Origin of the sequence: Prevotella amnii CRIS 21A-A (assembly GCF_000177355.1) — a bacterium.
In the GTDB taxonomy this organism is placed as follows: Bacteria; Bacteroidota; Bacteroidia; order Bacteroidales; family Bacteroidaceae; genus Prevotella; species Prevotella amnii.
The window spans coordinates 68,288-83,249 of record NZ_ADFQ01000051.1; the positions used below are offsets into that span (position 1 = coordinate 68,288).

General features: G+C 33.6%; 13 protein-coding genes. 11 read left to right on the top strand and 2 right to left on the bottom strand.

Features of this window, described 5'->3' with window-relative positions; all coding sequences use genetic code 11:
• The first annotated feature begins 5 nt into the window (after window positions 1-5).
• From HMPREF9018_RS04515 to HMPREF9018_RS04545, 7 genes are all read left to right on the top strand, one after another.
• Window positions 6-494: a DUF6452 family protein gene (locus HMPREF9018_RS04515; RefSeq protein WP_008448605.1), complete on the top strand. Its 489-nt coding sequence runs from the start codon at window positions 6-8 to the stop codon at window positions 492-494.
• The gene (locus HMPREF9018_RS04520) at window positions 451-1,137 is read left to right on the top strand and encodes a DUF6048 family protein (RefSeq protein ID WP_008448823.1); all 687 of its coding nucleotides are present in this window, start codon (window positions 451-453) and stop codon (window positions 1,135-1,137) included. Before HMPREF9018_RS04515 ends, HMPREF9018_RS04520 begins: the two co-directional genes overlap by 44 nt.
• Before the next feature lie 18 nt (window positions 1,138-1,155).
• Window positions 1,156-2,172: an FAD:protein FMN transferase gene (locus tag HMPREF9018_RS04525; RefSeq protein ID WP_008448615.1), complete on the top strand. Its 1,017-nt coding sequence runs from the start codon at window positions 1,156-1,158 to the stop codon at window positions 2,170-2,172.
• A 2-nt stretch (window positions 2,173-2,174) separates the two neighbouring features.
• Window positions 2,175-2,837, top strand: a complete 663-nt coding sequence (locus tag HMPREF9018_RS04530; protein ID WP_008448617.1) for a Crp/Fnr family transcriptional regulator — start codon at window positions 2,175-2,177, stop codon at window positions 2,835-2,837.
• 76 nt (window positions 2,838-2,913) lie between these two features.
• On the top strand, window positions 2,914-5,004 hold the full coding sequence (locus HMPREF9018_RS04535) for a M3 family metallopeptidase (RefSeq protein ID WP_008448806.1): 2,091 nt from the start codon (window positions 2,914-2,916) through the stop codon (window positions 5,002-5,004).
• Window positions 5,005-5,050: 46 nt separating this feature from the next.
• Window positions 5,051-5,488: a deoxycytidylate deaminase gene (locus HMPREF9018_RS04540; protein WP_008448770.1), complete on the top strand. Its 438-nt coding sequence runs from the start codon at window positions 5,051-5,053 to the stop codon at window positions 5,486-5,488.
• Window positions 5,489-5,517: 29 nt separating this feature from the next.
• Window positions 5,518-7,158, top strand: coding sequence for a S41 family peptidase (locus HMPREF9018_RS04545; protein WP_024992709.1), 1,641 nt, complete (start codon window positions 5,518-5,520; stop codon window positions 7,156-7,158).
• Window positions 7,159-7,292: 134 nt separating this feature from the next.
• Here the strand turns inward: HMPREF9018_RS04545 and HMPREF9018_RS04550 are convergent, their stop codons facing one another.
• A complete protein-coding gene (locus HMPREF9018_RS04550) occupies window positions 7,293-8,501 on the bottom strand; it encodes an L-serine ammonia-lyase, iron-sulfur-dependent, subunit alpha (protein ID WP_008448666.1) in 1,209 nt (402 codons plus the stop codon).
• A gap of 359 nt (window positions 8,502-8,860) precedes the next feature.
• Between HMPREF9018_RS04550 and gmd the strand changes: the two genes are divergently transcribed.
• Genes gmd through HMPREF9018_RS04570 form a run of 4 tightly spaced genes read left to right on the top strand, consistent with a single transcriptional unit; the run spans window position 8,861 to window position 14,078 of the window.
• Window positions 8,861-9,952, top strand: a complete 1,092-nt coding sequence (gene gmd / locus HMPREF9018_RS04555) for a GDP-mannose 4,6-dehydratase (protein WP_008448834.1) — start codon at window positions 8,861-8,863, stop codon at window positions 9,950-9,952.
• Between the two features lie 10 nt (window positions 9,953-9,962).
• Window positions 9,963-11,174 carry a GDP-L-fucose synthase family protein gene (locus HMPREF9018_RS04560; RefSeq protein ID WP_008448750.1) on the top strand — a complete coding sequence of 404 codons (1,212 nt, stop codon included), beginning with the start codon at window positions 9,963-9,965 and terminating at the stop codon, window positions 11,172-11,174.
• Window positions 11,171-13,288: a prolyl oligopeptidase family serine peptidase gene (locus tag HMPREF9018_RS04565; RefSeq protein WP_008448603.1), complete on the top strand. Its 2,118-nt coding sequence runs from the start codon at window positions 11,171-11,173 to the stop codon at window positions 13,286-13,288. Before HMPREF9018_RS04560 ends, HMPREF9018_RS04565 begins: the two co-directional genes overlap by 4 nt.
• Window positions 13,289-13,295: 7 nt before the next feature.
• Window positions 13,296-14,078 (top strand): YaaA family protein, encoded by a 783-nt coding sequence (locus HMPREF9018_RS04570; protein ID WP_008448876.1) that lies wholly within the window; start codon window positions 13,296-13,298, stop codon window positions 14,076-14,078.
• A 158-nt stretch (window positions 14,079-14,236) separates the two neighbouring features.
• Here HMPREF9018_RS04570 and HMPREF9018_RS04575 read toward each other — a convergent pair whose 3' ends face one another.
• Complete coding sequence (locus HMPREF9018_RS04575) at window positions 14,237-14,941, bottom strand: DnaJ domain-containing protein (protein WP_008448731.1); 705 nt, start codon at window positions 14,939-14,941, stop codon at window positions 14,237-14,239.
• Between the last annotated feature and the right edge of the window lie 21 nt (window positions 14,942-14,962).

Here is a 14,962-nt window from a genome sequence, read left to right on the forward strand (position 1 = left end):
AAAACATGTGGAAAAAGAAATTTACATTAGCAACATCTTCCTTTTTGCTTTTATCTTATATCATCTTAACATCTTGCTCGGAAGCAGATTGCTCTATGCTTGATGGGGTTAGAAGTAAATATGTAGCTAAAGGTGAACCTACTACCGACACTCTCACTGTGTTAGCCGTAAGAGAAGGTTTGGCAGATACCACAATATTATATAAGCTGCAAGACATTAAAACATTTTCTTTACCATTAAGCTATAATAATGAGCAGGATAAGCTGAAATTTGTTTTTAACACAAAATCGGGTAAGAAAATAACGGATATAGTGAAAATAACAAAGACTAATGTAAGCTATTTTGAAAACATAAGCTGCCCTGCTTATTTCTTACATAAGATTACTAAAGTAGAAAACACTACTAATCGTATAGACCACATTGATATTAATAATGCTAATGTAAATTTAGATGGAAAAGAGAACCTTTACATTTATTTTAAGTCTGATAATTAGTTTTCTCACACTTTTCACCTCTTCACTTTATGCACAGAGAAAGGTTGTTGTAACAAAAGACCAGCCTGATACAATACCTTTTTATAGAGGTATAGCATTGGGTACAGATATAGTAGGCCCTGCTATGATGTTTATAAGAGGTTATGGACAATATGAGGGTATAGCGAGGCTAAACTTAAAAGACAAATATTTCCCTGTTTTAGAGTTAGGCTTTGGAAAATCTAATAAAACAGATGAAACTACTAATATTCATTACATCACTAAAGCTCCATATTTTAGGGTAGGTATAGATCTTAACGTGTTAAAAAACAAGCATGATGATTATCGGGCTTTGGTGGGAGGACGATTAGCTTATACATCGTTTAAATATAGCTTTTATAGTAAAACTGCTATTGACCCTATATGGAAAAGCCAAAGTTTATGTTATGCTTCTGATGTTAGCAGCAAGCTGCTATGGGCAGAACTCGTGGCAGGATTAGACGCAAAAATATGGGGTCCTATAAGAATGGGTTGGACTATTAGATATAAAAAACAACTTCATAAAAAAACAGGAGAAAACGGCTCTGCATGGTATGTACCAGGATATGGAAATGGAGCAGAGTCGCTCATAAGTGCTACCTTTCAGATCTTAGCAGAGTTTTAAACAAAAAAAATAATAAAGATGAACAAGAAAAAACTATATTGGCAAATACCCTTCCTACTAATACTTATACTAGGTAGCATCTATATTATCATACAACAGAGGTCTGCCCCTTATCATCAAGACGAAGGCTTCATTTTTGGCACAGTGTACCATATCACTTATCAGAACGATAAAGACATACAAAACGAAATAGAAACAGAGCTTAACAAAGTAAACAAAACTTTCTCTACCTTTGATAGCACATCTGTAATATCTTTAATCAATCAGAATAAGCCTGTGAAAGTTAATGATATGTTTGCTGAAGTCTTCGACCTTTCTGAACAAGTATCAAAAGAGACCGATGGAGCTTTCGATATAACCGTAGCTCCTATAGTAAACCTATGGGGGTTTGGCTTTAAAAGCGAACAGAAACCTACAAAGGAAAAGATAAACCGTCTACGCCCACTCATAGGCTATAACAAGGTGGAACTTGATGGAGATGTAGTAAAGAAAAAAAATAAAAACATAATGCTCGACTGCTCTGGCATAGCAAAAGGATACGGAGTAGATGTCGTTGCACGTTATCTTCGTGAGCAGGGCATTAAAAACTTTATGATAGAAATAGGTGGAGAAATAGTTACAAGCGGAGTAAATGAAAACAGATTACCTTGGAAGATAGGAGTAACTAAACCTTTAAATAATAAAACAAGTGTCAATCAAGAAATAGAGGTAATATTAAACATTACTGATAAGGCACTTGCTACAAGTGGGAATTATCGTAACTTTTATTACAAAAACGGTAAAAAATACGCTCACACTATAGACCCTAAAACAGGCTATCCTGTGCAACATTCACTTTTATCATCTACTGTTATAACTAAAAAATGTGCCATAGCCGATGCCTACGCTACGTCTTTTATGGTAATGGGAATAGAAAAAGCTAAAGTTTTATTAGAAGAACACCCCGAGCTAATGGCATATTTTATATATTCTGATGAAAACGGAAAATTAAAAACATGGTATAGCCCTTCGTTAAAAGATAAAATAGTAAAATAAACATGCTAAATATATATGATAAACTTATCACATTACCTCTTTTTATAGGTATTGGCAACGAGGAGTTATCTCAAATTATAGCATATATAAGAATTGGATTTCATAAGATAGAAGCAGGAAAATATATATGCAAAGAAAATCATAAGTGTGACAAGCTCTTAATAGTAACTAACGGAACTTTTTCTGTTACTTCCTATTCTAATGATCATCATTATAGCATAGAAGAAGAAGTTAACACTCCTATGATACTACAACCTTCTCACCTTTTTGGCTTAACAGCTCATTATACAAAAGATTTTAAGACTATTACAAAATGTAACCTAATATCTTTAGATAAAGTAGAGGTGCTAAAGCTATTAGAAAAATCTTTAATCTTTCGCCTTAATTTTATTAATTTGATTTCTATAAAAGCGCAACATTCAGGTAAATTGCCTTGGGGACGTAAACCTGAAACGATAGAAAAAGCCTTTATACAGTTTGTGAGAAACCGTTGCATCATACAGTCAGGGCATAAGGTTATACACATTAAAATGACAGATTTAGCTTGTGAAATACACGAAAGCAGACTAAACATATCAAAAATGCTTAGTCGGCTTAAAGCAAAAGGCTTATTAAACAACACACGTGGCGTGATAAGTATACCTTTATTAGAAAAATTGCGTTAAAAACAAACCATTATATTAAGGTGTTTCTCTTTTTCTTTTTAACTTTGTAGAAATAATAATATAAAAAGAAGAGAATATGAATAATAATATAAAAGAGAAAGGAAAACACGTAAATCCTTTCTTTTTACCCTATGGTACTCCACACGAAACAGCACCTTTCGATAAAATAACAATTGACGACTATGAAGAAGCCATTATAGAAGGCATAAGAAGAGATAATGAGCAGATAGAAAAAATGCTTAATAACCCAGAAGAGCCTACCTTCTATAACACTATAGTGCATGAAGATGAAGACGAACAGCGCAAACACTATTACGACTTATTAGACAGAGTAACAAGTGTGTTTTTTAATCTTTTAAGCGCAGAAACCAATGACGAGATGGACGCTTTAGCACAAAAGATAAGTCCGATGCTTACTAAGCATTCTAACGATATTAGCCTTAATCCTAAAATATTTGAACGTATAAAATACGTTTACGACCATCATGGAACACTTACCTCTGAAGAACAGAGAGTATTAGAAAACAGCTATGACGGGCTTGTAAGAAGTGGTGCTTTGTTAAATGATAAAGACAAAGAAACCCTTCGTAAGCTAACAGAAAAAGCCAGTATGCTATCATTGCAGTTTTCACAAAACGTCTTAAAGGAAAACAAAGCTTACTCCTTGCATATTACAGATAAAAACAAGCTGCATGGACTTCCTGAAACAGCCTTAGAAACAGCCTTAGAAGCAGCTAAAGAGCGCAACCTTGATGGCTGGGTGTTTACCTTAGATATGCCAAGTTATAGCCCTTTTATAACATATTGCAAAGATAGAGAGCTTAGAAAAGAAATATACATGGCACGAAATACCATTTGTACTAAAGATAATAAAGAAAACAACTTTGACGTCTGCAAACAATTGGTAAACGTGCGTAGAGAGATGGCACAGCTTTTAGGTTATAAAACTTATGCTGACTATGTCATGAAGTATCGCATGGCAGCAAAAGTAGAAAACGTTTATAAAATGCTTAACGACTTAATAGAGGCTTATAAGCCTACGGCTATTAAAGAAGAAGCTGAAATTACAGCGCTTGCAAAAGAAAAAGAAGGGCAATCCTTTGAAATGCAGCCATGGGACGTTGCTTACTATTCTCATCAGCTACAGCTGAAAAAATACAACTTTGACCCTGAAGAGCTTAGACCATATTTCGAGATAAATAACGTTATCAAAGGAGTTTTTAATCTTGCTACTAAGCTTTACGGCATAACCTTTAAAGAAAACAAAGACATACCTGTTTATCACCCCGATGTTAAGCCATATGAAGTTTATGATGAAGATGGGTCTTATCTTGCCGTTCTTTATGTAGACTTCTTTCCTCGCAAAGGAAAACGCGATGGTGCTTGGATGACAGAATATCAAGGACAATGGATAGATAAAAACGGAAAAAATCATCGCCCACACGCCTCTTTGGTAATGAATCTTAGCAAACCTACTAAAGAAAAGCCTGCTCTTCTTCGCCTAAGTGAGGTGGAAACGTTCCTACACGAGTTTGGGCATTCGCTTCACGGAATGTTTGCTAATACTCGCTTTGAAAGCTTATCAGGCACTAATGTTTGGTGGGATTTTGTAGAATTGCCATCACAATTTATGGAAAACTTTGCTGTTGAAAAAGATTTTCTTCGCACTTTTGCCTTCCATTACCAAACGGGCGAACCTATACCTGACAGCTTAATAGAAAAGATAACAGCAAGCCGCAATTATAATGTTGCCTCTGCTTGCCTTAGACAAGTTAGCTTTGGACTTTTAGATATGGCTTACTACACCCAAGAAGAGCCTTTCTGCGAGGACATTATCCCATTTGAAAAGAAAGCTTGGGAAAAAGCTATTATCGGTAAACAGCTACCTGAAACTTGCATGACCGTACAGTTTTCTCATATCATGGCTGGTGGTTATTCTGCTGGATATTATAGCTATAAGTGGGCAGAGGTATTAGATGCTGATGCTTTTAGTATGTTTAAAGAACATGGGATATTTAATAAAGATATAGCAAAAAGCTTTAGAGATAATATTCTCTCAAAAGGAGGAACAGAACACCCCATGACTCTTTATAAAAGATTTCGTGGACAAGAGCCTACTATAAAAGCTCTTCTAAAGCGCAATGGCATTAAGATAAATAATGCATAACTAAAATATTATTTACACTTCTTATAAAAGCTATATCACAAAAAATATGGATAAAAAACAACATAGTCTTGACTGCAGATATTTACGCATGGCTCGCATTTGGGCAGAAAACTCGTATTGTCAACGTCGCAAAGTAGGTACGTTAGTAGTTAAAAACAAGATGATTATCAGCGATGGATACAATGGCACACCAAGTGGGTTTGAAAACGTATGTGAGGATAGCAACAATGTTACAAAACCTTATGTGTTACACGCTGAAGCTAATGCTATTACAAAGTTAGCACGAAGTGGTAATAACAGCGAAGGAGCTACTATTTATGTTACAGATGCCCCATGCATAGAGTGTGCTAAGCTCATTATTCAGGCAGGAATAAAACGAATAGTGTACGCTGAAAAATATCGTCTTACTGACGGTATAGACCTCTTACAACGCGCAAATATAGAGGTAGTAAAAATAGATTTTGAGAAAAATAAAGAAGAATAACAACATTATATATATCATTAGTATTAGTTATGGGGCAACACAAAAACAACCGATTTATGCCACTTTGGCTGGCACTTTGTGTAGTAATAGGAATACTTATTGGAACTTTTTACACAAATCACTTTGCTGGTAATCGTCTTAATATAATAAATAGTGGTAGCAATCGATTGAACAACCTACTACATATTATAGACGATCAGTATGTAGACTCTGTAAATATAAATGACCTTGTGGACAAGGCTATACCACAAATACTTGCAGAGCTTGACCCTCATTCCGTATACATAAGTGCAAAAGACGTACAAACGGCTACCGACGACTTAAAAGGATCGTTTTCAGGCGTAGGTATAGAGTTTACTATTCGACAAGATACCATTCGTGTTCAAAATGTAATAAAAGATGGTCCTGCTGACAAAGCAGGTGTTCTCTCCGGCGATAAAATAGTTAATATCGACGGAAAAAGTTTTGTGGGAAAAGTTGTTACCAATGAAGAAGCTATGCACCGCTTAAAGGGTCCTAAAAACTCTAAAGTGAGATTAGGAATAAAGCGTTATGGTAGTAATAATATAAAATATATTACCGTAACACGTGGAGATATTTCAGTGAAAAGCGTTTCTTCCTTTTATATGCTTAACGACTCTATAGGTTATCTTCGTATAAAAAGCTTTGGCGAACGCACTTACGCTGAAATGCTTGCAGCATTACAAAACTTATATATTATGGGCGCAAAAAACATTGTTATAGATCTGCGCGATAATGGTGGAGGCTTGTTAGAAACTGCTGTACAAATGGCAAATGAGTTTCTACCTAAAAACCGCTTAATAGTATATACACAAGGTAGGAAAAGCCCACGACAGGAATATAGAAGTAATGGTAAGGGAGCATATCAAAAAACGCCAATGGTTGTGCTTATTAACGAAGGTACAGCCTCTGCTGCAGAAATTTTTGCCGGAGCTATGCAAGATAATGACCGCGCAACAATCGTGGGACGTCGCTCGTTTGGAAAAGGCTTAGTACAACAACAAATCCAATTCCCTGATGGAAGCATGATTCGTCTGACCATAGCTCGATACTATTCACCATCTGGAAGATGCATTCAAAAGCCATTTAAGCCGGGAGATAATGCCGATTACCAGCAGGATATACTTTCACGTTACCTACATGGAGAGTTCTTCTCACAAGATAGCATAAAGCATGTTGGGCCAGTATATCACACTTTCCTTGGCAGAAAAGTGTATGGAGGTGGAGGAATAACACCCGATATTTTTGTGCCTGAAGATACTCTTAATTTTACATCTTATTATAAAGAGGCTGCTACAAGCGGATTAATACTTCAGTATACTTTCAAATATACAGATAAATATCGCCCTATACTGGCTAAATATAATAATATGCATTCACTCGCTAACTATCTTAACAAACAAAACTTAGTAGAGGATTTTGCTTCATACGCTAACAAGAATGGGTTAAAGCGTAGAAATCGTATGATAAAAAAATCGCATTCGCTATTAGAAAACTATATCAATAGTCGCATAATATATAATATGTTAGACGAAACAGCGTGGATACAGTTTATCAACTTAAATGATCCTACTATAAAAAGATCGTTAGAAGTTTTTAAAAAAGGACATCTATTTCCAACAAAAAAATACATGCAAAAACCTAAATGAGATATATAAAACATCTCTATAACATTTTTGCATAAGTTTTATTATATATAAAAAGAAAAGAAAAGTGTCAAACTTGAGAATAACAAACAAGCTTGACACTTCTCTTTTACTACTTATTAAGCTTTTTTCTTAAACTAATATTCATAATTTTTTGCTAACCCTCCTGTACTTGTTTCTTTATATAAAGATGGTATATCATGACCTGTCTGCTTCATAACCTCTATTACACGATCGTATGACACATGATGCATTCCATCACTAAAGGTAGCATATAGCTGAGCATCTAAAGCACGACAAGCTGCAAAGGCATTACGCTCTATACAAGGTATCTGCACCAATCCACACACAGGGTCGCAGGTCATTCCTAAATGATGTTCTAACCCCATTTCTGCTGCATACTCTATCTGTGCCGGACTTCCTCCAAAAAGCTGACACGATGCTGCCGATGCCATGGCACAAGCTACACCTACCTCGCCTTGACAACCCACCTCTGCACCTGAGATAGAAGCATTATATTTGGCAACATTACCAAATATTCCCGCAGTGGCTAAAGCATGTAATATCTTAGTTTCTGTAAAATTATGACCATTTGATAAATGGTACAATACTGCAGGAAGCACACCTGAAGCACCACAAGTGGGAGCTGTAACTATAGTGCCTCCACTCGCATTTTCCTCACTGACAGCTAATGCATAAGAATACACCAATCCCCTACTCTGCAATGATGCTTTATAAGAGCGAGCTTTAACATAATAAGTAGATGCTTTACGTGCTAATTTTAATGGACCGGGTAAAGCTCCTTCTGTATCCAATCCCCTTTCCACAGAATCTTTCATAGCTGCCCAAACCTCACGTAAATAATCCCAAAAGCCTTCATCCTCACATTGGTCTACATATTCCCAATATCCTCTACCGGTAGATTCACACCATCGCTGAATTTCCTTTATAGTGTTGAGCTTGTAAACAGGACTGTTTTTAAACATATCATTCTCGCCCTTACCTTCCGAAAGAGCTCCTCCCCCTACACTATACACCGTCCATTCATCGGTAATATTATCGTTCTCGTCATATGAACGAAATAAAAGACCATTAGGGTGATAAGGTAAAAATGTCTTAGGAAGCCATTTAAGGTCTACAGGAGCTATAACCTCTAAAGGCTTTATAATCGCAATATCCGTCATATGCCCTTTACCTGTTGCAGCCAAACTCCCATATAATGTTACTTCAAAACGATGTGCATCAGTATGTTTTTTACTAAAAATCTTAGCAGCACGTCTTGGCCCCATCGTGTGACTACTTGATGGACCAATACCTATTCTAAAAATTCTTCTTAATGAATCCACTCTTTTTATATATATTAAGCCTTCTAAAAAATATTTATCCCAAACGAAAATCTATGAATGCAAAATTACGCTATTTTTTTTAAATATAGCACTTTTATAGTTTTAAAACTAAAGCCGTAGATTCAACCGTCAGTCGTAAGTTCAATTAAGAAATGCAACTTTTGGAAATAAACAAAAGGAGAGAAAAATTAAACTTTTCTACACCTAAGTGCTAATTCTTTAAACACATTTTGTAATTTTACCTTGCTTACTGATTTCGCACTATATATCTCAGATTCTTTTTATTTGTATAATCGGGAAAGCTTTTGTATTTTTGCATGAAGTAAAGATTATTTTAAACTTTTAATTAAGGTATATTTATGGATAAAGTAGCTCTCATAGCTGGTATAACAGGACAAGATGGATCATATTTAGCTGAATTGTTATTATCTAAAGGTTATGATGTTCATGGCACAATTCGCAGATCGTCTGTCGATTTTCGAGAAAGAATCGCCCATTTAGAAGGTAAACCTCATTTTCATCTACATTATGCAGACCTTAGCGACTCAATGAGTATATTAATGGTTATTGGTAAAGTTAAGCCTACAGAAATATATAATTTGGCAGCCCAAAGTCATGTCCAGGTTAGTTTTGATTCACCAGAGTTTACCGCAGATGTGGATGCTGTTGGCGTTTTAAGAATATTAGAAGCTGTTCGTCAATTAGGACTTACACAACGATGTAAAATTTATCAAGCTTCTACGTCTGAGCTTTATGGTAAAGTTGAGGAAATACCACAAAATGAAAATACTCCATTTCATCCTTATAGCCCATATGCAGTAGCTAAGTTGTATGGTTTTTGGATAGTAAGAGAATATCGTGAAGCTTATAATATGTATTGCTGTTCTGGTATTTTATTTAATCATGAAAGTGAACGTAGAGGTGAAACTTTTGTAACAAGAAAGATAACACTTGCTGCAGCTAGAATAAAACAAGGCAAACAAGATAAGCTGCTTTTAGGGAATCTTAGTTCTCTTCGCGATTGGGGATATGCTAGAGATTATGTTGAGTGTATGTGGCTAATATTACAACAAAAGCAGCCAGAAGACTTTGTTATAGCAACGGGTGTTCAGCATAGTGTACGAGAGTTTTGTTATTATGCTTTTAAACGTGTTGGCATAGAATTAAAATTTGAAGGTAAAGGTTTAGAAGAGAAAGGAATAGATAAAAATACGGGTAAAGTATTAGTAGAAGTTAGTCCAGATTTTTATCGTCCTACAGACGTTGTTAATCTTTTAGGAGATCCAACTAAAGCAAAAAACAGATTGGGTTGGAATCCTAATAGTACTTCTTTTGAGGAGCTTGTAAATATTATGGTAGATAGCGATATGGCAAAAGTAGCTTCAGAAGGAGTAGCAGAAAGAGTGCGTACGAATTTAGAGGAATATTTGGAAAAGGGAATTGTAAAGTAAGATATAATAAATGTCAGAGTTGGATAAAAGTGCAAAAATCTATATTGCTGGGCACAAAGGCTTAGTAGGATCAGCAATATGGAAAAATCTCAAAGCACGTGGATATAATAATCTTATAGGGCGAAGTCATAAAGAGCTTGATCTAACAAATCAATCAGCAGTAGCTCAATTTTTTGAAAAAGAAAAGCCTGATGCTGTAGTTCTTGCTGCAGCTTTTGTTGGAGGTATTATAGCAAATTCATTGTATAGAGCTGATTTCATCATGCAAAACATGAAGATACAATGTAATGTTATAGAAAGTTCCTATATTAACAAAGTTAAGAAATTATTATTTCTAGGTAGCACATGTATATATCCTAAAAATGCTCCACAGCCTATTAAAGAGGAAAGTCTGCTTACTTCTCCATTAGAATATACTAATGAAGAATATGCTATTGCTAAAATAGCAGGACTAAAAATGTGTGAAAGCTATAATTTGCAATATGGAACTAATTATATAGCAGTAATGCCAACTAATTTATATGGTCCTAATGACAATTTTCATCTTGAAAATTCACATGTCATTCCAGGAATTATACGTAAAATATATTTAGCAAAATTACTTTATGATAATAACTGGGAAGCCATTCGTAAAGATATGGATAAACGTCCTATCACACCTGTTAATAGCTTAGAAAATATTATAGGTAAAGAAAATATAGATGGAAATAATTCTGAAGAGCGTATAATAAAAGCATTATCTTTTTATGGTATAGAAAATAATAAAGTAACACTTTGGGGAGATGGCAGTCCGCTGCGTGAATTTCTTTGGAGCGAGGATATGGCAGATGCCAGTGTACATATATTATTAAATGTAGATTTTAAAGATATTATAGGAATAGAAAAATATTCAAGTACTTTTTATGGAACAAAAACAAATGGAGCTATAGATAGAAACAATAGTTCTAATCGTGGAGGAGCTATTCTTTCTCTTGGTGAAATTAGAAATTGCCATATAAATGTAGGTACAGGTAAAGAAATATCTATTAAGTCTTTAGCTTATCTTATTAAAAAGGTTATTAAGTTTGAAGGAGATATAGTTTGGGATATAAAAAAGCCAAATGGGACTCCACGAAAACTTATAGATGTAACGAAATTGCATAGTTTGGGGTGGACTCATAAAATAGAAATAGAACAAGGCATAAATAATATTTTTAAATGGTATAAAGAAAGTATATTATGAAAAAACAAATAATCATAGGTATGATATCATTAATATCACCTACTTTTCTTATGGCTCAGAAGATTAATTATCCTACACCTCCATCTGATAAAACTATGGATAAATATTTTGGCATCGAAGTATTAGATCCTTATAGACCATTAGAGAATGATACTGCTAAAGCTACTATTAATTGGGTAAAGGCTGAAAATAGTATAACTTCAAGATACATGTCCAAGATACCATTTCGTGGGAAAATATTAAAAAGAATGAAGGAACTTGCTAATTATGAGAAATATTCCTTTCCATGGTATAATAAACATACAAAAAAATGGTACTTTTATCTTAATAATGGGCTACAAAATCAAAGCGTATTATACGTTATGGATAAGTTAGATGATGAAAAAAATGCTCAAGTATTTATTGATCCAAATAAATTTTCTACAGATGGTACTGTTGCTTTAAAAAGTGTAAACTTTTCCAATAATGGAAAATATGTTGCATATGCTATTTCTCGTAATGGCAGTGATTGGCAAGAATTCTATGTTATAGATGCTAATACAGGTAAACTTCTTAAGGATCATATAAAGTGGGCTAAGTTTTCTAATGCTTCATGGCTTGGTGATGGGTTTTATTATTCTGCTTATGATAGTCCAAAACAAGGTAATGGTTTAAGCAATATAAATTCTGTTCAAAAGATTTTTTATCACAAAATAGGTACTCCACAGTCTGATGATGTTTTGTTTTATCAAAATCCAGAGCATCCAATGCGTTTTTATACAGTAAGTATTAATGAAGATGAAACGATGATGTTTTTAACAGAGAGTGGTGCTGGACAGGGAAATGGGCTCTATGTACGTAATCTTAAACAAAAAGATAGTCAATTTATTCAGATTAATGCTAATTTAGATGTGCAATGTAATCCTATTAAAACAATTGGAGATAATATATATATACTAACAGATGAAAAAGCTCCAACTAACAAATTGGTTGTTACTGATATTCATCATCTTAGTAAAACGGAATGGAAAACTATTATCCCTGCAAGTAAGAATGTTTTAGAAGATGTTACTTTTGCAGATAAACAATTAATTATCACATATATACAAGATGCCTGTAGTCATTCTTATTTATATTCAATCGATGGAAAGCTGCTTAGAGAAATAAAATTTCCTAGTTTAGGAAGTGTTAGTTTTAGTGGCGATTTTTATCGACCAGAGATATTTTATTCGTTTACATCTTTTACAGAGCCTACAAGTATTTACAAATACGATATTAATAAAAATACAAGCAAAATATATACTGCACCTAATATAAAGTTTAATAAGAATAAATTTATTACAGAACAAATATATATTACAAGTAAGGATGGGACAAAAGTACCCGTTTTTTTAACTTATAAAAAAGGATTAAAACGCAATGCTAAAAACCCTCTTCTTCTTTATGCATATGGTGGTTTTGGCATTTCTTTGACTCCTTCATTTTCTTTTGTTCGACTACCTTTTATTGAGAATGGGGGGATATATGCTATGGCATGTTTACGTGGTGGAAATGAATTTGGCGAAGCATGGCATCTTGCAGGCACAAAGATGAATAAACAAAATGTCTTTAATGATTTTATATCTGCAGCAGAATATCTTATTAAAGCTAAATATACTAATAAGAATTTACTTGCTATTCAAGGAGGCTCTAATGGCGGATTACTCATAGGTGCTTGTATGACACAACGTCCAGAGCTTTATAAAGTATGTATCCCGCAAGTAGGTGTAATGGATATGCTTAGATATCATAAATTTACTATAGGTTGGAATTGGGCTTCCGATTATGGAACAAGTGCAGACTCCAAAGAAATGTTTTTATACCTAAAATCATACTCTCCTCTTCATAATATTAAAAAAGGTATATCATATCCAGCTACTCTTATAACTACAGCTGATCATGACGATCGTGTTGTACCAGCTCATTCTTTCAAGTTTGCTGCAGCTTTACAGGCTGCAAATGCTGGTAGAACCCCTACTCTTATACGTATAGATACAAATGCAGGCCATGGCGGAGGTAAACCTTTGTCAAAACAATTAGAAGAACAAGCAGATATTTATAGCTTTATACTTTATAATATGGGACTAAAATACTGATAATTTTATGCAAATACTATTAGCTTCAGCTAAAATTATGAAGAGTGAAACATCTTTAGCCGCTTCAATAAATTCTATTCCTATATTTTTAAAGGAGGCTCAAACTTTTGCTAGAGAATTAAGTGAATATACTATAGAAGAATTAACAAATTTATTAAAATGTAGTGTAAATATAGCTTTAGAAAATAAATTGCGTTATCAAGACTTTATGAACCAATATGCATGTCTCCCAGCAATTTTTGCTTATTATGGACAGGTATATAAATGTCTTAAGGTTGACTCTCTAACTACAGATAACTTGATATACGCACAGAAGCACTTATTTATATTAAGCTTTTTGTATGGTATACTACGCCCTTTAGATAATATTCATCCTTATCGTTTAGAGGGTAATGTTGTTTTAAAATCAACTAATTTTTCTAATATTTTTGCATATTGGAAGCCTTTACTTACAGACTTTTTAATAGACAAAGTAAAAAAAGATGATGGCATTCTCTTACATCTAGCTACAGAAGAATTCCAACATCTTTTTGATTGGAAACGAATATTAAGCGAAGTGCATGTAATTAAGCCTTTATTTATGATAAATAAAGGCTCTAAACTTAAAATAATAAGTATGTATGCTAAAAGTTGTCGTGGTGCTATGGCTAATTATATTATTAAAAATAAAATAAATACAATCTCTCAACTTTTAAAATTCGAATACAATGGATTTGTTTATGAAAGACATTATGGTGACAAAGATAATCCACATTTTATCTTAGATTCACCAATTAAAACGTATATATGATATATAAAAAGTTGAGAAACATAATTTTATTACTTAAATAAAGATAAACAATTTATACTTCTCTCTAATAAGATCTCTTTTACATAAATGAAATAGTTATTATTAATCTATTATTAAATATATTGTATAATAGCTATTTTATTTCAAAAGAGAAATTATTATTTTTCATTTTTAGCGCGCAAAAATAATTCTTTCTGATGTTCTGTAAGATTTTCAGGCAACTTAATGTGGTAAGTTATAATAAAATCTCCTATAATTCCATTACCTATATTTTTTCCTTTTCCACGTAGTCGTACTTTAGTCCCATTCTGTGTACCTTCTTTTATCTTTAGCTTAGCCTTCCTACCATTTGGTAATCTGATAATAACATCACCTCCTAAAAGAGCAGTAAATAAATCAATGTTAACTTGCTGTTCTATATTTCCATTTATTGGTTTTGCCATATTTTCACTAAACATAGAAGAGCTATAGTTCTCTTGCTTAATTCGTCCACTGCCAAATAGATCTTGAAAGAAGCTACTAAAGCCCCCTCCCCTACTAGTGTTAAAGGTGCTAAAATCAAAGTTAGCAAAAGGATTACTATAATCTTTGCTAGACTCATTAAATCCAGAATCTTTACTGTTTGAAAATCCGCCTACATCTTTCCATTGTTCTCCATATTTATCGTATTGTGCTCTTTTTTGTGGATCTCCAATTACTTCATATGCCTCGTTTAAGGCTTGAAATTTAGCTTTAGCCTTGGCATCGTTGGGGTGCAAATCAGGATGAAATTGTTTAGCACGTTTACGATAAGCTGCTCTAACATCTTTTTGTGGTATATTTTTGTCTACACCAAGTATTTTGTAATAATCTATAAATGCCATAATAATCTATATTTGTATATT

Excerpts from the sequence above, each read along its gene's own strand:
- HMPREF9018_RS04560 (WP_008448750.1), top strand. The coding sequence starts at position 9,963 with ATGTCAGAGTTGGATAAAAGTGCAAAAATCTATATTGCTGGGCACAAA.
- HMPREF9018_RS04530 (WP_008448617.1), top strand. The coding sequence starts at position 2,175 with ATGCTAAATATATATGATAAACTTATCACATTACCTCTTTTTATAGGT.
- HMPREF9018_RS04515 (WP_008448605.1), top strand. The coding sequence starts at position 6 with ATGTGGAAAAAGAAATTTACATTAGCAACATCTTCCTTTTTGCTTTTA.
- HMPREF9018_RS04520 (WP_008448823.1), top strand. The coding sequence starts at position 451 with ATGGAAAAGAGAACCTTTACATTTATTTTAAGTCTGATAATTAGTTTT.
- HMPREF9018_RS04535 (WP_008448806.1), top strand. The coding sequence starts at position 2,914 with ATGAATAATAATATAAAAGAGAAAGGAAAACACGTAAATCCTTTCTTT.
- gmd (WP_008448834.1), top strand. The coding sequence starts at position 8,861 with ATGGATAAAGTAGCTCTCATAGCTGGTATAACAGGACAAGATGGATCA.
- HMPREF9018_RS04540 (WP_008448770.1), top strand. The coding sequence starts at position 5,051 with ATGGATAAAAAACAACATAGTCTTGACTGCAGATATTTACGCATGGCT.
- HMPREF9018_RS04545 (WP_024992709.1), top strand. The coding sequence starts at position 5,518 with ATGGGGCAACACAAAAACAACCGATTTATGCCACTTTGGCTGGCACTT.
- HMPREF9018_RS04570 (WP_008448876.1), top strand. The coding sequence starts at position 13,296 with ATGCAAATACTATTAGCTTCAGCTAAAATTATGAAGAGTGAAACATCT.
- HMPREF9018_RS04575 (WP_008448731.1), bottom strand. The coding sequence starts at position 14,941 with ATGGCATTTATAGATTATTACAAAATACTTGGTGTAGACAAAAATATA.
- HMPREF9018_RS04525 (WP_008448615.1), top strand. The coding sequence starts at position 1,156 with ATGAACAAGAAAAAACTATATTGGCAAATACCCTTCCTACTAATACTT.
- HMPREF9018_RS04565 (WP_008448603.1), top strand. The coding sequence starts at position 11,171 with ATGAAAAAACAAATAATCATAGGTATGATATCATTAATATCACCTACT.